General features: G+C 53.0%; 12 protein-coding genes. 6 read left to right on the top strand and 6 right to left on the bottom strand.

What is annotated here, in order from left to right; all coding sequences use genetic code 11:
* Window positions 1-5 precede the first annotated feature (5 nt).
* Complete coding sequence (locus CA13_RS05560) at window positions 6-989, top strand: aldo/keto reductase (protein WP_146394975.1); 984 nt, start codon at window positions 6-8, stop codon at window positions 987-989.
* A gap of 14 nt (window positions 990-1,003) precedes the next feature.
* Here the strand turns inward: CA13_RS05560 and CA13_RS05555 are convergent, their stop codons facing one another.
* Complete coding sequence (locus tag CA13_RS05555) at window positions 1,004-1,582, bottom strand: hypothetical protein (protein ID WP_146394974.1); 579 nt, start codon at window positions 1,580-1,582, stop codon at window positions 1,004-1,006.
* A 15-nt stretch (window positions 1,583-1,597) separates the two neighbouring features.
* The gene (locus CA13_RS05550; protein WP_146394973.1) at window positions 1,598-2,434 is read right to left on the bottom strand and encodes a putative RNA methyltransferase; all 837 of its coding nucleotides are present in this window, start codon (window positions 2,432-2,434) and stop codon (window positions 1,598-1,600) included.
* 225 nt (window positions 2,435-2,659) lie between these two features.
* Here CA13_RS05550 and lepA point away from each other — a divergent pair, with 225 nt between their 5' ends.
* Window positions 2,660-4,456, top strand: a complete 1,797-nt coding sequence (gene lepA, locus CA13_RS05545) for a translation elongation factor 4 (RefSeq protein WP_146394972.1) — start codon at window positions 2,660-2,662, stop codon at window positions 4,454-4,456.
* A 288-nt stretch (window positions 4,457-4,744) separates the two neighbouring features.
* On the opposite strand, the gene CA13_RS05535 is transcribed toward lepA, so the two are convergent.
* Window positions 4,745-5,956, bottom strand: a complete 1,212-nt coding sequence (locus CA13_RS05535; RefSeq protein ID WP_419193976.1) for a DUF1559 family PulG-like putative transporter — start codon at window positions 5,954-5,956, stop codon at window positions 4,745-4,747.
* Window positions 5,957-6,242: 286 nt separating this feature from the next.
* Here CA13_RS05535 and CA13_RS05530 point away from each other — a divergent pair, with 286 nt between their 5' ends.
* Both CA13_RS05530 and CA13_RS05525 read left to right on the top strand, forming a co-directional pair.
* Complete coding sequence (locus CA13_RS05530; protein WP_146394969.1) at window positions 6,243-7,487, top strand: cysteine desulfurase family protein; 1,245 nt, start codon at window positions 6,243-6,245, stop codon at window positions 7,485-7,487.
* Between the two features lie 814 nt (window positions 7,488-8,301).
* Entirely contained in the window at window positions 8,302-8,946 is a 645-nt protein-coding gene (locus CA13_RS05525; protein ID WP_146394968.1) for a hypothetical protein, read from the top strand.
* Window positions 8,947-9,178: 232 nt separating this feature from the next.
* On the opposite strand, the gene CA13_RS05520 is transcribed toward CA13_RS05525, so the two are convergent.
* Together CA13_RS05520 and CA13_RS05515 are read right to left on the bottom strand one after the other, a co-directional pair.
* The gene (locus tag CA13_RS05520; RefSeq protein WP_146394967.1) at window positions 9,179-10,114 is read right to left on the bottom strand and encodes an SHD1 domain-containing protein; all 936 of its coding nucleotides are present in this window, start codon (window positions 10,112-10,114) and stop codon (window positions 9,179-9,181) included.
* A 127-nt stretch (window positions 10,115-10,241) separates the two neighbouring features.
* A complete protein-coding gene (locus CA13_RS05515) occupies window positions 10,242-13,031 on the bottom strand; it encodes a TolC family protein (RefSeq protein WP_419193975.1) in 2,790 nt (929 codons plus the stop codon).
* A 386-nt stretch (window positions 13,032-13,417) separates the two neighbouring features.
* On the opposite strand from CA13_RS05515, the gene CA13_RS05510 reads away from it, so the two are divergent.
* Window positions 13,418-14,896 (top strand): hypothetical protein, encoded by a 1,479-nt coding sequence (locus tag CA13_RS05510; protein WP_146394966.1) that lies wholly within the window; start codon window positions 13,418-13,420, stop codon window positions 14,894-14,896.
* A 1,094-nt stretch (window positions 14,897-15,990) separates the two neighbouring features.
* Here CA13_RS05510 and CA13_RS05505 read toward each other — a convergent pair.
* Window positions 15,991-16,338, bottom strand: coding sequence for a pentapeptide repeat-containing protein (locus CA13_RS05505; protein WP_419195083.1), 348 nt, complete (start codon window positions 16,336-16,338; stop codon window positions 15,991-15,993).
* 1,278 nt (window positions 16,339-17,616) lie between these two features.
* Here CA13_RS05505 and CA13_RS05500 point away from each other — a divergent pair.
* Window positions 17,617-17,823 (top strand): hypothetical protein, encoded by a 207-nt coding sequence (locus tag CA13_RS05500; RefSeq protein WP_146394965.1) that lies wholly within the window; start codon window positions 17,617-17,619, stop codon window positions 17,821-17,823.
* The last annotated feature ends 99 nt before the right edge of the window (window positions 17,824-17,922 follow it).

Here is a 17,922-nt window from a genome sequence, read left to right as displayed (position 1 = left end):
ACTTAATGTTTAAATCGTCCCGATATGATCAAATGGTGTATCGCCGCTCAGGTAACTCGGGATTGCTTTTGCCCGCAATTAGTTTAGGCGGTTGGCAGGCGATCGGCAGCTACCGTAGTGATGAAGAATCGAAGCAAATTTTCTTTACTGCGTTCAATCATGGGATTACGCATTTCGATTTTGCGAACAACTACGGCGATCCGTCGGGTGCCAGCGAGGCGTTGTTTGGACGTATTTTGCCAGATATGCCGCGGCATGAATTGGTCATCAGCAGTAAAGCGGGTTACCCGATGTGGCCCGGCCCGTACGGCGACGGTGGCGGACGGAAATATTTGATCGAATCATGCGAGCAATCACTAAAACGATTGGGCGTTGATCATCTCGATATTTTCTATTCTCACCGAGTCGATCCCGGTACACCGATCGAAGAAACGATGGGGGCTCTCGACACGCTCGTCCGCCAAGGCAAGGCCTTGTACGTCGGGATCTCGAACTATCCCGACCCGCCGTTTTCCGATGCCGTTGCGGCGGTTCGCAAACACGATTGGGCCAACATCACGATCCATCAACCTCGTTACCACATGTTTGAGCGGACGGTTGAGCAAACGGTTTTGCCGACCGCTGATCGTGAAGGTGTCGGCGTGATCGCGTTCTCGCCACTGGCCCAAGGCATGTTGACCAATCGCTATCTCAATGGCGTTCCCACGGATTCGCGGGTGTCAAGCAACAAGGGCAATGGAGCGATCGAAGCCGGTCAAATCACCCCCGACCGAATCGGTCAAATTCGCAAACTCAACGCGATCGCTGCACGACGCGGTCAATCGCTTGCCCAAATGGCATTGGCGTGGATTCTGCGAGACCCGCGGATTACATCCGTGTTGACCGGAGCGAGTCGCCCTGAACAGGTCGTCGACAGCATCGCGTGTCTAGAAAATCTCGTGTTTAGTGACCAGGAGCTAACTGAAATCGATTCGATCGTCGGTGTTTAACGATGATTCCGTGTTTAACGATGATTCAGTTGCGTAAACACTCGTAGTTGGAATTGCGAATAGGTTTCGTCTTGGAAATTGCTTTTGCGAGATACAAACACGAACAGTTGAGGTTCAGGGCTAAACAGTAGCCCTCGTATCGTCCGCGATACTTGCACGTCTTTGCTCGGCCATGCAAATGGACCGTTGGGCGTATTCAGTTTGAATTGTGTATCGCTAACCCCCAACCAGCACTCTGCATTGTTCACCAAACCGACGACCTGCATCCGCTCGCGCAATCGGATCTTAAATTGATGGACCAGCGTCAAGTAGCATGCCGCCGACAAAAAAAGCGCCGTCACCCAGCCAACGGAAAAATATCCCAATGTTGCTAACCAGCCAATCCAAACGACGCTGGCTGCAATCAATCCGAACGAACCAAGCGACAAGCGAGCGATGTTCGAATGCAAGACATGTTTGGCTTCCGCGTGACGCAGGTCCGCAGCGGTGAGTCGGAACGCCACATCCCATGCTCCATCGGTGTTTAATGGTACCGAGGGCGAGTCGTCCGTCGGGATTGTGGATGGCTGATAAGGATTGATGTCGCCTTGCATGAAAGGTTTCCCAGATTAGATGCGATGAACGAATTGCATCAAGTCCGCCGACAACGTCACAGTCATGGTGTCTAGGGATTCCAGTCGTGATTGTTCGCTATGCCGCACCGCTCGGTAAGTCATCGCCAAGGCGTCGGCAATCGCGTCCGGTTGAAGCTCGATACGCTGTTCCCAATGTTTGCGTTCGACACACTCCATTGATCCGGCGGCCATTTCTTGGATCACCATTTCCCATCGGCTCCGTCGTTGGCCTGTTTGCTGAACTTGTTCCCGCAGTTCGATTAAATCCTCTTCGCCGGGCACAGCCACAATGCAAATGCCACTAGGGGTTAGCACTCGATCGATTTCCGTCACCGGCCGACGGCCAAACAGCGACACTACTCTGTCGATGCTTCGGTCGGCCACCGGCAAGATACGGTCTGCGTTGGCCAGCACCCACGTCGCTTCGGGCCACCCGCGGGCGGCTAACTTGATCGCCCGTTTTGATAGGTCGATGCCGCAGTAACCTTCGGCTTGGTCTGGGAAAAGTGCGGGCCCAAACGATCCTTCGCCACACCCGAGGTCAACGGTGCGGGCGCCCCGGTCCGATTTCGATGAAACCGTCGCTCCGATCCAAGGGCGAATCGCCTCGATGAGTCCGGCGGCATGCCCTCGGGCGAGCCAACGATGTCGGGCCAGGACGGCGGCGTCAGTGTCACCAGGATTTTTCGAACGCCGATCCTGTGGCTGCAGCAGGCTCCAATAGCCCTCCTTGGCCCGGTCAAAATGGTGGCCTGATGCACAAAATAGTCCTCCTTCACGGTGTTCAAGGAGATGGTGGCAATTTCGGACGGTGCATCGAAGTTCAAACATGACGGCTAGTGTAAGGGGGACGGGTCGCACTGAGCTAGTACGCTCGGTCGTGCCCGCCCGTGTTGGGGCAAAGGCCCGTGTTGGGGCAAAGGCCCGTGTTGGGGCAAAGGCCCGTGTTGGGGCAAAGGCCCGTGTTGGGGCAGCGGTGACCCTGTTGGTCGAGAACGTCTTTCACTAGAATTCGGGTTGAAACCTGTTTTCCCCAATCCACAACGACCTTTACGCATGAAACGCATTCGGAACTTTTGCATTATCGCCCACATTGATCACGGGAAATCGACGCTTGCCGATCGACTGATTCAAGCGTGCGGTGGCGTGACACAGCGTGAGTTCCAGGACCAAATGCTCGATTCGATGGACATCGAACGCGAGCGGGGGATCACGATCAAAAGCAATACCGTCACGCTTGGCTATACCGCTACGGATGGCGAAACGTACCAATTGAACTTGATTGATACCCCCGGGCACGTCGACTTTTCCCACGAAGTTCGTCGATCGCTGATGGCTTGCGAAGGAGCGTTGATGGTCGTCGATGCCTCGCAAGGGGTGGAGGCCCAAACGGTCGCCAACCTTTACTTGGCGCTTGAATATGATCTAGAACTTTTGCCGGTGATCAACAAAATCGATCTGCCGGCGGCCGATGTCGAACGAGTTCGCGAGGAAATCGATGCCGACCTAGGGCTTGACCCGTTCGCTGCGATCCCGGTATCCGCAAAGACAGGCGAAGGGATCGATCAAGTGCTTGAGGGAATTGTCCAGTATTTGCCTCCGCCTGAGGGCGACCCAAACGCACCGCTCAAAGCGCTTGTCTTTGACGCCTTTTTTGACAAATATCGCGGTGTGATTTTACAGTGTCGCGTCATGGATGGAACGCTAAAACCGAAAGACACCATCCATTTCATGCACGCGGACCGCGACTTTACCGTCGACGAATTAGGCTACAACCAATTCCGCTTGAGCCCGCAAAAAGAGCTGCATGCGGGCGAAGTGGGTTACATTGTCGCGGGGGTGAAAAGCGTTCAAGATATTGAGATCGGTGACACGATCACGCTTCTCAACCGACCCGCCGCCGAACCGATCCCCGGTTACCAAAAAGCCAAGCAAGTTGTTTTTTCGTCGGTCTATCCGATGAGTACCGATGAATACCAAGATTTGACAAAAGCACTGGAGAAATTGTCGATCAACGATGCGGCATTAACGTACGAAAAGGATAGCTCCGCAGCACTCGGTTTCGGTTTCCGTTGCGGTTTCCTTGGGTTATTGCATCTCGATGTGATCCAAGAGCGACTGCAACGCGAATTTGATTTGGGGCTCGTCATTTCTGCGCCGTCGGTTGAATACAAATTGGACCTTCAAGACGGCTCGACGATCCATGTAGACAACCCAAGTTATTGGCCCGATCCGACCAACATCGCTTCGATTAGCGAACCCTACATCAAGGCACAGATCCTTACGCCGGAGGAATACGTCGGGCCGGTGATGGAGTTGTGTCGCGAATATCGCAGCGAAAGCCAGACCATGAACTATTTGTCCGCTGGCCGCGTCGAAGTGACAAGCGAAATGCCGCTAGGCGAAGTGTTGTTCGATTTCTACGGTAAGTTAAAGATGATCACGCGCGGCTACGGGTCGTTTGATTATGTGCCGATCGAGTACCGAAAAACCGACGTGGTCAAGGTCGATATCTTGGTTAATAAAGAACCGATCGATGCGTTGGCATATTTGGTTCACCGCGAAAAATCTCGAGCCCGGGCGCTGCATTATTGCGAACAGCTGGCCGAAGCGATTCCGCGTCACCAATTTAAGATCCCGATTCAGGGAGCCATTGGTGGGACGATCATTGCGCGGGCGACGATCCAGCCTTTCCGAAAAGATGTGACGGCCAAGTTGTACGGTGGTGACGTGTCACGGAAGAAGAAGTTGCTTGAGAAGCAAAAGAAGGGAAAGGCCAAGATGAAGCAATTTGGCAGCGTCAATATCCCGCAAAAAGCATTCGTTTCGGTGTTGAAGGCGGACAAGGATTAGGGTGAAGTAATCCCCAATTGCGGTACCCGCAGGGATTGCGGTACCCGCAGGGATTGCGGTACCCGCAGGGATTGCGGTACCCGCAGGGATTGCGGTACCCGCTGACGTGATGGGTAGCAGTGTCGGGTAAATCGGCCGGCGGCCAAACTTGGCATCGCCAATGTCATCGAACTCCACGAAAAAAGGGCGACTCTGGAACCCAGGGCCGCCCTCGTGTGGACACGCGATTGATCGTTGTGAAAACCTTAAGCTGCGAATCCCATCAAACAAGGGCTCCGCAAAAGTCGATTAGAGAGCTTCAGGATCCAAAATGTACTCTGGCCAAGGAACCAAAGAGCTCTTTCCGCGTGGGGTCAACAATGCTTGGTAGATTCGGTAGTCGACCGATTCGGTAAGAAACTTGGTCGCACCATCAGCCATACCAATGTTGACGCCGTCGGTGTGGGCGGACGATGGGCGAGCAAGTTGGCGACCGGTGAGGGCATCCGTAATCGACTTATTATAAATCTCATCCGAAACCGTGGACCCGCCACCATTGATTCGGTGGAAGGTAGTGACTGCCGCTGGTCCCACGCCAACCGAAGCGTTCCAGAAGGACGCCATTGTCGCGTCGCCTGATTGAATGTCTTCGTAGTGCCAGACCATGCCGTGAACGTATCTTGCGGTTTCAACGCTATACACGACGTCTTTATCAGTCGCAGTTGCGACATCCAAGCTATCTGCAGTGATCAACCCAGCACGATGCCATGGAAGAGCTTGCACGTTTTCCGAAAACAGCATTGTGTTGCCTTGGCCGTCCTTGAAGTCATCCAATCGGACTTTTGGGCCTTCGGATGCATGAACGCCATTACCTTTGCCGTCAATGCTCGTCACATTGTATTTGGAATTGAATGCACCATTGGCGCGATCTTGCGAGTTCGCAAGGTTGATTGCCGTCGCAGGAATAGCCGATCCACTGTCATCAAATGCAATGTGACAGAGTCCATTGTTGGCGATATAGCTATTTCTACCGTTTTCGGCGTCCGTGTTTGGATTACTTGGGCATTGGAAGATCGCCAAGTTGGGAGCGGCAAGCGTGTGGAAGTTTAGACCTGCAACGCCATCGGTAGCACCCAGATCCGATCCTGAGCTCGCTTTGATTGGATAGCGGTCTTCGGTCCAATGCTCGTAAGTTGGTTGTGCGTCGAGCCATGACAACAATGCAACGCCCCAAGTTCCTAGCTTCACATGAGGATCGATCGATGTGTTCGATGGATCTGAAGGGTCAATTCCGCTCGAGTGGACACCGAACTTTTGCACATAACCTGGCAACTGTCCCTTGTTGTTTTCATGTTGGATCGTTGCTAACGCGATGTTTCGGACATTGTTTGCACATTGGGTCTTTCGAGCGGTTTCGCGTGCAGCCGTGATGGCTGGCAAGAGCAACCCGACAAGAATGCCGATGATGGTGATCACCACCAACAATTCGACTAAGGTAAATCCATTTCGTTCACGTTTCATTTCACGCTCCAAAGATAAGATGGTTTGAGAGGTACGTGCGCCGCCAGAAAAATCGAATGATTCTTAGCGATTTGGCCCGTATGCAGAGTTAAGGTTCTTCACGTCTTGATTATCACCACTTTAGCGGTGCAGTGCAAACCCGTTAACTGCGTGAATGGTAGAAAAAGGGCGTTTTGTGCCGTTACAAGCGGCATTTCGGCTTCCTTTTCACTGGGCAGCTGGTTTTCCTTGCGGTCTCGATTAATCTTGTACTTTTGCAAGCTTTAACGTGGTCACTTGGGGCATAATGTTTGCAACGCTTTTCGCGCTGAAAAACCGCATCGAAACCGCGTCGATTTTCGCATTTTTTTTTGACCAATGCCAATCGGGCGATTATTTTCCTCGCACATTCTCATCCTCGTTGATCTACCTCGATTATAACCGCACGACACCGTTGGCCCCGTCCGTCCTGGAGGCGATGCAGCCGTACTGGATGACCCATTTCCTGTTGCCTGGGCAAGAGCACAGTCATGCTCAAGCGGTCGGCGAGGCGCTCGAACAGGCACGCGAATCGGTCGCAGGTATGGTCGGCTGCGAATCGTTTGAAATCGTCTTTACGGGCGGCGGCACCGAATCGAATAATTTGGCAATCCTGGGCCAATTGACTCACTCGCAACGCCATCAAGACAAGGCGGGGCATGTCTTAGTCAGTCAGCTTGAGCATGATTCGGTCATCGCTGCGGCTCACTCGATGGAAGCCGCTGGGGTCGAGGTTGAGATGGTTCCGTGCGAGGTCGACGGGGTGGTTGATCCAGACCGTATCGCGGGGCTGCTGCGTCCCAACACGCAGTTGGTTTGTCTGCAATTGGCGAACCCCGTTCTAGGGACTTTCCAGCCCGTCCGTGAAGTGGCTGATATTTGCCACAACAGAGGGGTGTCTGTTCATTGCGATGCGACGCAGGTTTTCGGGAAGCATCCCGTTGAGGTGAGTCGCCTGCGAGTCGACACCTTGTCGCTAAGTGGGCACAAGTTCTATGGCCCCAAGGGAAGCGGGGCAGTCTATGTTCGGCGGGGCCTGAATCTTTCTCCGATCGGCTACGGTGAGCCTCGCGAAATGGGGCTTCGGCCTGGTGCCGAAAACGTCCCGGCGTGTATTGGGTTGGGTGCCGCGGCGAATCTGGCTAGCCGCTGTGCAAGTGAGGTTTCCGACAACTTTTCGGAGTTAGCGGCTCGTTTCTTTAATGGATTGCAATCTTCCCTAAGTATAGAGCCGATTTTGTTGGCCGAAGACGCTCCGAGGTTGGCCAATACGTTGGCGATCGAGATGCCATGTGAGGCGGTGCGAATTCAAAAAGCCGCGCGGCATTTGGTGATGGCGACAGCCCAGTCGACGTTGCCAGCCGATGAGATCACGAGGTCGCTGCAGGCGATCGGGCGAAGCGAGGCTCAAATCCGTCGGACCTTGCGAATTTCGCTCGGGTGGACCACTAGTCGAGATCAGGTTGATCGGGCTGTCGGGTTGATAGCCGAGGCCTGTGACGCGGTGGTCTGAATGCGATAGGCGATTGGGAGCGAGGGGGTTTAGTGCGTCGGGGGGATAGTGTTGCGTGATGTCCTGATCGCGGTCTTGTTCCGCTTGCTGTCCTGTTCTGAATGTACAGAATTCGCCGTAGAGACAGCGTGCCTTCTGTGCTCGAAAGGCAATTTCGGGAATCCCCTCTAGTGGAGGTGTCGTTTTGTTTGGCCAGCTTTTGTTCTCGTGTGAGTCCCTTCGTTGAGGGTCGTCGCATGTTTATGTATGAGTGAGTCTCGAGCTGGCACTTGACTTCCGTTGCCGCTTGCTACTGCATAGGCCGTGCTCTTGCGTGCCCCTCTGGTGGTGATTTTCGGGTTTCGGTGTTTTCTGGAATCCAGTCGGCCGCGAGGTGAAATCTTGGGTGGACCAAGCCCTTGACTTGCATTTCAATGCTTTCAAAATCTTTGGTTTTCTTTTTCGGCTTAAAAGTACGTGAATACCGAGCTTTGGCGACGTCCGATACGATCCTTTTCTTTGCTTGCTTTTAGTGGACACTTGGCAAATGCACACCCTGGCCCTGCCTTCTTTTTGTGCAAGTCTCGTTTGCCTTGGTCTCCGGCATGGCTGCCTGCAACTTAGGCAGCCAGCTAGCAATAGACGTAAGTTGTTTTGAAAGCATAGTTTCCGTAGATCGGTTTGACGGTGCGTGAGTATGGGCCCAAACAACCCACGCACTCATGGTCTTGGAAGTTGGTTGCGAGCGATTGCACTGTATTCCGCGCTGTATTCCGCACGGTGAATCGCTAGCCAACGTCCGAGACACGCTCCGAGAAAAGGAATCTCTTTTACGATGACACCTCTATCTAATTCTGCTAGCAACTTATCCACTCACGCAAACACGGCTACCGAAACGACGACGGAAGCTCGCTCCAGCCTTCGTTATGCCAGCGACCCATTGCCGGAACAAACCGATGCGATTGCCCCCCGGTTGGGTATTGCACCTCCGTCCGCGAACGAAATCCCCAAAGACCAACGCGGCCGCGAAGTGCTCCGGTTGGCGGAAGAGGCATTCGCGAAAACGGGGAGTTGGGTCGTGTTCTATCGCGAGATGTTGGGAGTGGATGGGGTGGTGCGAAAGCTCTATCCGGAATCCGATGACTTGCGAGCATTCGAGACGAGTCAGGAGTTCTTGGAGCTGCAAGAAATGGTCGCTGCAATGCGTGGCCAGGATCCGTCCAAGGGGGACGCCGCAGAGCCTGAGCGAATGATTACAATTCGTTTGCCGATGAGCCTTCATGATGTGCTAAAGAAGGAGAGCGAAGAGATGAATTTGAGCATCAACAAGCTCTGTATCAGCAAGTTGATCCAGCCGATTGCGGGCCGGTTTGTGCCGCTTCAACAAGGTCGTCGGCGAGGTCGCCGCCCAGGTCCTCAAGGGCCACGCAAGAAGGTTCAAGACGCGCAACGGGCCACCCTCGAAGGGTCGCAATCTTAACATTGCGTTTTGCGGGTTTGTTCTTCGGCGGTCGCGATGATACGACTGCTAGCCGTTGATTCATAAGCGAGCGACAAGGCGATTGTCGCTCGAATTTGGATCCCAATTCCCTTGCGGCGGACCGTGCCCGTGCAACTAATTGGCGACCGAAAGGTTGAACTGCAAGTTTCCGCTAACACGTACCGTTGAACTCAAGTACGTGGCTGACCCTGGGGTAGAGCCGATGTGTTTGCTAGCGGACTTTGCGGATCCCATAGATCTTGAAACCAGGGTAATTCTGCATCGCGATTTGTGATGCTTGGGCACTATTTTGGGCCGGAATAATCACGGAGGTTCGTCGCCAATTGTTCCCCCCCATCGGTTGGAGTCCGACTTCCCAAATTTTGATCAAGCCGGTGGCGTTTGCCATCATCGTCAGTTTCAACATTTCGATCCGTCGCAGCTCTTCGCGATGTTCTTCCTGTTGTTGGTATTGCATGGCTTCGGCTTGCATATACAAACTTTCACGTTGGCTCGCCACTGAGTCTTGTTCGTTCTCAAGCCACGACTCCCAACCTGGCTTGAGCACCTTTAGGTCCTCTTGGGCGAACAGGAAAAACGGAAGGGCGAGTTTGTCGCCACTTTCGAGTTCCATCAGTACCCCCTGTAGGGGGTGTTCTTTGACGTTTGCCCCAAGCCCCATTGCCCACGCCTGAAGCTGTTTCCGGTTTTCGAGCGTTTGGTTTTCTAGTTCGCTGAGAATTCGCAAGACAAGTCGCTGATGCAGCGGAGCGAACTGATCAAATGCGACATCATTGATGTACACTTTTCCGAGCTTTCGGTTAACCTTCATCGTGCTGCGGCCGTATGCAAGCACTCGCCCCCGAACCTGCATTCCGTCGGCGGAGGTCCAGGTTTGCATTTGTTCGGCGGATTTTTTGATTGCCGAGCTTGTATCGTCGGACCCAACGAAGGCTTGATCGGCATCGGACAGTTCGTTGCGTTCGACCCCAACAAGGTCCCCATTTTCACGTTTCAAGACGATCGTAGTGTCATTGAAGGCAACCAAGTCCGCTTCGAGCTTGTAGTTGCCGTCGCGACTCGACCACTGACGAGCAGTGGCTAGGGGAGAAGCGGCGAGGGGATAAATGACCAGCGCGAACAGGAGGGATGTACAAAGGCGACGCATCGGATTTGAGGCTCCACGGAGAAAGTGCGAACAAATGGAAGAGGGCACTTTACCATCATATACGCCTGCCAGCGCTTGACCACTCGCTTCTCGTGTTCAATTCTCGTGTTCAATCATTTCTCCGCTTCTACTGAATCACCTCTTCGAAGATCATTCCTTCAACGGGGGTTCCGCTATCGACGGTTGCCGTGGGGGTCAGGCCAAAATAGGGTTCGCGAGGTTGGCGGCGTCGGGGCAAGCAACAATTGTTGCATCCGCCGATCATGCCGGAGTCGCTTGTGCCCGAAAGGGTCAGCAAGTATTCGGGATCAATCTTACCGGGATCGATCCACAATCCTTCGGGGGTCAATTCCATTGTGCCGAGGTCAAAGTCCAGTGTCCGGCGGACGACTTCGTAGTTGACGAAGATATCCAGAAGCGAGTTTTGTGCATCCAGCAAATCGTTTAACGCGCTGATCGCGTCACGAGCGGCTGTGGGGCCGTTGCTTTGACCGCGAGCTTCTTTATCAATCCGGATGTCGGCGTTCAATTGGATCTGAGAGGCGGCAATTTGGACCGCTTGGCGACCGAGTTCAAAGGTCAGGCGGTTTGCTTGCAGTTGACGAATTTCGGCGCGTAACTGTTGCCAAATACTGTCTTCAAACGAATAGTAGTCGCGTTTGGATTGCTCAAAAGAGATTAGCGTGGCTCGGTAATTGTTGCGTTCAAGCAATCGTGTGATAGGGGTATCCCATTGGATCCCGACGGATAGGGTTCCGTTGGACGAGCGGAGGTCCAGTGGGTTGTCGCCGACATTCGCGACATCGCCATTGAAACTGATGTCGAGTGTGCTTTCTAGGTCATCGGCGGTCACTTCGATTAAACGCCACTGGTCCACTAATTGGGCGCGAGCGTTGGCCCAATCGCGACGGTTGACGCGTGCGATTTGCAATGCCGTCGCGGGGTCGATATCGACGGCGGGTAGCAACACGCTTTCGCTTCTGGCGCGGGCTTGAATCAGCTGTACTGACAATACGTCGTCGGCGAGTTTGCCCAGTAAATCCTGAGACGCTTCGATCACTTCTTTGCGAAGTTCGCGAGAGACGTTTTTCGGATCTTTGTCTTTCGGGCCGTCTTTTACAAAGCGGTCAATCGTCTCTTCGAGTTTAACGATCGCTTTATCGTAACCGTTTAATCGTCCGTCGAGCTTGTTGTATTCGTCTTTAAGTTCGTCACTCAGCGTGGTTAATTCAGTTAGATCAAACAGCGTTTCGTCAACATCGGACGTATTGAGAAGAGAACAGATTTGATCCTTTTCTGTCTCGTACGTTTTCTTTAGGTTTTCGTTTTGGGATTCGCGTTCTTCTAGTAGTTCGGTAAACCGATCAATGTCTTTCATGACGCGAGGCAAATCGTCATCGATTAGGGTCTTGTTGAATTCTTCGAGTGGTTTTAGTGCTTCCCGCATTCCTTGCAGCGTTTCAGCGACGCTGTCGTTCCATTCCATTTCCGATTCAGGTAGACCCGTTACCTCGTCGACGATGTACCTTGCTCCGTCGAGCATGGCAACATTGAATTCGCCAACTTTGGTGCGTACGTCGGCCAATTGTTCGCGGCGGCTTAGCAGTTCGCGATCGATCAATTCAAACCGTTGTAGGACAGGGTCTTCGAGTTTGACGCAAATGTAAGGTGGTAGTCCGAGTGTGCGAAGGAACGCGTCGACGGACCTTTCATACGTGGCTTGTCGAGTGATAAGGCTGGTTTGACTTCGCAGCAAGCTCGATCGTGTTTGAGCGACCTGCAATCGGTCGGTGAGGATTTGCCCCGCGCCACTTCCTTGGGATTCAGGCAGCTTGGTTAAGGTTTCGATCAGCGTATCTTCGAGGATCAGCAAGTTCTCGGTTTGCCGGGCGATGTTTTCTTGCAAGTTGCGGATTTGCAGCTGGGATTGCAGCAGACCGAGGTAACCTTGTGCGCCGCCGTTGGTCCCGAACCCTTGTCCGTTTATCGCGATCGAGGGGCCCCCGTTGGCGTTTACTTGGCTTTCGAATCCGCGACCGGTGGTGATGTTCAAGAAGAAACTGCGGCGATAGCGTTCGAATGCTCGCACATTGGCTAGCAGGTTTCGTTCCGAAAAGGTAAGCCCTTCGAGGATCTTGTCGCGACCGGCTTCGCGGAGCAGAGGTTGGACCAGTGAAAAGTCGAGAAGCGTGGTGACACTTTGCGTATCGGGGCCGCTGAGTTCCCAGACAATATTATTGGCAACTCCCACGACTAGCTCGGCCCCGGTGGCAAATTGTCGCTCGAGCGAAAGCCCCCCGTGTTCGCCTTTGCTGAACGTGCCCACTTCATACCGAGTGCTGCTTTGGCCGTCGGCTCGTTTGCTACGTCCTGCGGCGGTCAAAAAGGTTTGAGCTCCGCCAAAGAATTGTGTGTCGAACGCAAATCGTTCGTTACTGACGTCAAGTGCCGCTAGGTAGAGCTCTTCGAGTTCGGATTGGTATTCTGGTGAATGCAGCAGGGCGATGCGGACCGCGTTTTCGGCATTGAGCACGAGCACGCCATCGTCGTCCAGGGGTAAAAATTGCCACCAATCGGGACTTTCGGCCGTGTTGGTTACGCCGGCGGCTTCCCACATCGGGTAGCCTCGTCGCCCGTCGACGCACTGCATGTATTCATAGGACGAAGGGTCGTCGAGCGGCATTGGTTGGAAATCGAGGTCGAATGGGTTGAACATTCGGCTGCGTCGGTCAACGTCGATTCGCAGGGCTTGATCGGGAGGTCGCGAAATGTGACTCGATTTTTCGTCCAATAACATGTTTGCTTCGCAATCGGCTTGCTTGCGATAGTATTGCCGGTGACATCCGGTGGCCGCAACAAGCGTCACGGCAGTCAAAGCGATTACGAATTGCAGTTTTTTTTGTGCAGGGTTGCTCACGGCAGTCGCTAAACGTCGGAGAATGGGATTGGTAAGAAAAATCGGCGCAGCTGGCATAGCCGGTAACGCTTTGATCCGTTTCGGATACCGATGGGGTCCTCCTTTACCGCATTGACCGGTTATGCAGGGTTCGCGTGGCATGGTCGTGCCGCTGGTTCGCTTTGGGGCGACTTTGCGGGGTAGAAGATCGCAGCAAAGGCTCGGTTGTGGTTGCTTGGTGGAATGGGATAGGCCGGGGGGGGAGTTAACCAAGATCAACCGTTTTGCTCGTAGAAAGCGAGAAAAGCTTGACGGTCCATCTTGCCCAACTTATGATCGAACGAAGCAAAATTATGCAGATTCGCAGCCTTCTATCTCCCTTTGCCTGTCACGTGTCCTGAGCGATCATGAAATTTGTCATTCTTGCAATTTTGATCCTGGTCCTGATTGGCTTTTTCGTAGTTGTTTGGAAGGCCCGACACAATTGGCGATGGTTCCATATTGTCGCGGTGATTTTGAACATGATCCTTGCGATCGTCTTCCTGTTCCCAACTGCGGGTGTGCTGAAAAGCCGCCAAGCATGGCACAAGGTCAAAGAAGAGCTCGAAGTCCGGGCAGCGAAGGCCGAATTGGAACAGGAACAGTTGAAGCTAGGCGACCCGACGAACCCCGCAGCGGGCAAAGGGTATGTGGCCGTGGCGGATGAGTTGGCCGAGATCGCCGTAGAAGCTGGTCGCGTTTGGCGGTCGCTTGCGATGCAGAGTAATGATTTACAGGGTGTCGTCTTGGCACAAAACCAAGCTGCCTCGGATGTGCCTCCGGAATTAGCCGGCGGAGTGGCTGAAGCAGGTGGTGACGGTGAAGCAGTGGCCGGCCCGGTTGCTCCACAACCACTTCTGCCCGTAGGACTCGTTGTTTATGGGTTTGGTGAGCAAGCGATGCCAAACTCGACAATGTTCCTGCCCGTTTTTTATCTCGGCGAATTTCAAGTCACTGCAAGCACGCCGACGCAAGTCACGGTCGTTCCGACGATGCCGCTAGAACCGGCCCAACAAGATGCGATCTCGAGCGGGCAGGCGCGAAGTTGGTCGTTGTATGAACTGTTGCCGCTTGATGGTCACAAAATGTTTGTGCGCGAAGGCAGTGAACAGAATGACGAAAGTCAATTTGGACTGATGGACGAACAATTGCTGAACCAATTGTTCAGTAACCGTGTTAAACCTGAATCGCTGCAACGTTACATTCGCGATGGTGGCCGATCGCTTCCCGACGATCCACCAGCGAGTCGGTGGACGCAAGTCGAATTCACAAAGAAGTACAAGATTGAAGTGGATAGTCCCGAACAACGAGGGGCACTCGATGGCGGATTCTTTGACGGTAACGGACGGGCAGTGGACAGTCGATTGCAACGCGCCGAAGACAACGAAGTGCCATTCAATGTTGGCGATGTTATTACGGTAAAAGAAGAAGCCGCCGACATGTTGATGGATGAAGGCGTCGCAAAATTAAAGAACCAATTCTACGTCCGACCTCTCAACGATTATCGGTTCGGTCTTCGAAGCGTTCGTCTTCAGCTTGACCAATTGGCGACTCGCAAGAAGGAAGTTGAAGATCAAAGCAGGGTGTTGCAGGACGCGATTGCGGCGACGGATTCGATGTTGACGAGCAACCAGGCTATCAAGTTGAAGCTTGAGCAAGACCTGAAACAACGTCAAGTCGAAAAGGTTGCGATCCGCGAATATCACGACACTGTTGAAAAAGAGGTCAAAGAAACACGCGAGCGGCTTGTTCGGTTGTACAACAGCAACCAGAAGCTCGAGCAAGAATTGACGCATATTGAGTTAGCTATACAAAACCGCATCGACTCGCTGTCGTTGAACCCCTAACTGGGCTCGTGTTGGTGTTCAGGCTTTCGCCACCCAAAGTGGCAGACACTTTGGGGGATGAGACACCTTGTTTGGAGGTGAGGTCACCCCTTTTTGCATTGAACCCGCGCCGTCAATAGGTTGCTTGGTGCTTTGCAATCACAGCCCGCTCAGTTCGTCCTCACATAGGTCGAGCAATCCGATGGGATTTCTTGTTGGATGTCGCGTCGAAAACGTTTAGACGCATCTGCGACAGAGATCGCACTGCAATGGGCACAGCATACTTTAGTTTCGTCCCACTCGGCGCGAATGCGCATCGGTCGGCCACACGTCGGGCACGGTTGGTCAAAATAATCGGTGGAAAAATACTCGCCGGAAACTCCCATCTCAATCCGCCTTTTTGGTTTCAATATTCTTTATTGGATTTCGATCTACCCCTACGGCGCAACGAAAGGCCAGTCAGATCCAAGTGCCGTGTAGAAAACTCGGTTGGCAAAGTGACTCCTTACTGAAAATCCACCGTGGCCACGTGAAATCCACTGCGCCCACGTGTTTGCTATAGGGACAAAGTAGGCCCTAGGAAGGTTCGTCCGATTCGTTCTGGCGTCTTTTCGCGTCTCAATTCCGGATTTTCGTTGTAATCGGAACGGTCCCCTTGAATCGTTACACTTTTGCCTTAACGCAAACTAGCCTTAGTCAGATAAGTCGCCGATAAGTCGTGTGTTGCAATGAAGACCGCGACCTTTATCTGAATCGGTCGTTCTGCGTTTATTGGTTCCGAGTTGCATTTCTCACCCATTTATACCACCAAGGGAATCGCTGTTTTGCCGGATGCAAAATGATGATGACCTTAGTCGCCCCCGCTTGCGACTTATAGCGGACGACTCACGGGCTGCCCCATCGTAGCGTACACGCTCGGTGAATCGTCGCATTTAATCAGGAGGATTAATCATGAAGATTCAGCTATCCAAACGAATTCGTCGTTTCGTCCTTTCATGTCTGATCGCCGGCACGGCGAGTTACATTCCCGCTACCGGTCTCGCAACCGATATTGATAGCGACGCCAATATGGGAGTCTATGCAATTTTAGATTCCCAAACATTGAGTGGTTTCGATCAATGGTGCGAGTGGGAATCATACAATGCCCACAGGCTCGAAAACCCGACGCAAACGCTGCCTTCCCAATCCGAAGTTAGCGTGAAGGACGAGACACCAAACGACGAGACACCGTTCGTTTCGGATAGTGAATTGAAAGATGAGTCAGCAAGTGAAGAGTTGGTAAGTGATGAGTTGGCCAGTGATGAGTTGGCCAGTGATGAGTTGGCCAGTGATGAGTTGGCCAGTGATGAGTTGGCCAGTGATGAGTTGGTAAGTGAAGAGTTGGTAAGTGAAGAGTTGGTAAGTGAAGAGTTGGTAAGTGAAGAGTTGGTAAGTGAAGAGTTGGTAAGTGATGAGTTGGCCAGTGACGATTTGGCCAGTGACGATTTGGAAGTCGATCGGATCGAAGAGGGCGTTTGTGAGGAGGAGGGGTTAGCTTCGGTTGTCGATGAAGCATTAGCCGAGGAGGCTAGTGAAGAAGAATGGATCGATCCCTATGGTGATTTCTATGACACGTGGTATGCCGAAGCAGTGTCGGAAGAGACGGCCGAGATCCATGAGACTGAAATGGTGGATTCCAGCGAAGCAGAAGTAGCGTCGGTAGAAGTTGCACAGGAAGTGACGGGTGAGGGGGAACCGGTTAGCTCGGCTCTGTTCGCGATTGCTGAAACAATTTGCCGGCGAGTTGGTGTTTCGGTCCAGCAAGTGACAGAGCCTTTTGCGATGGTGACACCCTACGCAAAAAGTACACTTGAAGAGATCGCGGAACTACAAGGTCAATTGGCTGCTGCTGATGATGATGCCGGTTCAGACGCCGTTGTCACCGTCGTTGAATCCGAGATGCCACAAGGCGATTCGGTTCCAGTTGAGAGTATTCGTGAAGAACTTGACTCGCTCGCTACTGCCGAAAAACCAGAGAATGTGATCGACCACTCACCTCATGGGCAAAGCGTCTTGGTGATTGAACCCATTGATACAGTTACCGGACCGGAGCGCCCCAGCAGTGACGCATTGGTCGGAAGCTCGGCTGTTATCGCGACGATCGAAGACGCCTACTGGCCATACGATTTAGCCGCCAGTGATATTCAGATCTGGAATTTCTTTGCAACCGATTCAAGACCGTATTGCATTGTCGATCGCAACAACCAAGTCGAAATGTGGAAAGAAGCACCGGATTTGGATGAGTCTCTGATCGTTGCGGAAGTGGAATCAGTGGTTGTCGCTGAGGCAGTAGAAACGATCGCCGAAAAGCCGTCCCAGGAAAGCGACTTAAACGAAATGGTTTGCAAATTGCAGGCGATCTCAACAAAACTATCGCCGATCGTAAATGACGTTGCCAATCAGCTCACAGGCCAAACCGTAGGAATGGAACTCGGTAGATTTCTTAGCCAAAGCCTCAACAGCACCGACCAGGCGGTCGTTGTGATTTCGAAACAAATCGCTAGTCCAGAACCAGTGGCGGATGTTTCTGACGGAGAATTTGAGTCGAACGCGGAAGAAGCCGCTGTCGAACAGATCGCCGAAGTACCTTCGGAAACCGAAATCAAATAGACAAAGAGATCGGTTGCAATTTTCCACGTCAAAGGACTCCAACAACGGTTGGGGTTCTTTTCGTTTGTCGCCCCATACAACGCTCCAAAGAAATGTTGGTTGCTGCTGTCGCAATCAATACCGGACGCGGATACGCCCAAGTGTTTCCAGGAAAAGTGCTTCACGAAGGTGACGACTGTCGAAGGGACCAGCCGACATGCAGGCAATGTGCTGTTCACATCGATGAGGATGCGTTGCCGGTAGAGTTGGTGGCGAGGCGATCGTTTGTGGTTGTGGGAGTGGCAATCCGCAGCATCTAAATCTAAAACTTCATACTTGCGTGAACATGTTTCCCTCGTTTCTTTGACCGAGCTCGGTCGTGGCACGTGCTGGTATCGGACTGCTCGGTATGCATTTGT

This window comes from Novipirellula herctigrandis (genome assembly GCA_007859835.1).
Classification (GTDB): domain Bacteria; phylum Planctomycetota; class Planctomycetia; order Pirellulales; family Pirellulaceae; genus Novipirellula_A; species Novipirellula_A herctigrandis.
The sequence above is the reverse complement of the archived record's forward strand: the minus strand, read 5'-3'. Positions and strand labels throughout refer to the sequence as shown.

Coding starts and splice junctions, on each gene's coding strand:
- CA13_RS05535 (WP_419193976.1), bottom strand. CDS start 5,956: ATGAAACGTGAACGAAATGGATTTACCTTAGTCGAATTGTTGGTGGTG.
- CA13_RS05530 (WP_146394969.1), top strand. CDS start 6,243: ATGTTTGCAACGCTTTTCGCGCTGAAAAACCGCATCGAAACCGCGTCG.
- CA13_RS05500 (WP_146394965.1), top strand. CDS start 17,617: ATGTTGGTTGCTGCTGTCGCAATCAATACCGGACGCGGATACGCCCAA.
- CA13_RS05560 (WP_146394975.1), top strand. CDS start 6: ATGTTTAAATCGTCCCGATATGATCAAATGGTGTATCGCCGCTCAGGT.
- CA13_RS05510 (WP_146394966.1), top strand. CDS start 13,418: ATGAAATTTGTCATTCTTGCAATTTTGATCCTGGTCCTGATTGGCTTT.
- CA13_RS05525 (WP_146394968.1), top strand. CDS start 8,302: ATGACACCTCTATCTAATTCTGCTAGCAACTTATCCACTCACGCAAAC.
- CA13_RS05555 (WP_146394974.1), bottom strand. CDS start 1,582: ATGCAAGGCGACATCAATCCTTATCAGCCATCCACAATCCCGACGGAC.
- CA13_RS05520 (WP_146394967.1), bottom strand. CDS start 10,114: ATGCGTCGCCTTTGTACATCCCTCCTGTTCGCGCTGGTCATTTATCCC.
- lepA (WP_146394972.1), top strand. CDS start 2,660: ATGAAACGCATTCGGAACTTTTGCATTATCGCCCACATTGATCACGGG.
- CA13_RS05550 (WP_146394973.1), bottom strand. CDS start 2,434: ATGTTTGAACTTCGATGCACCGTCCGAAATTGCCACCATCTCCTTGAA.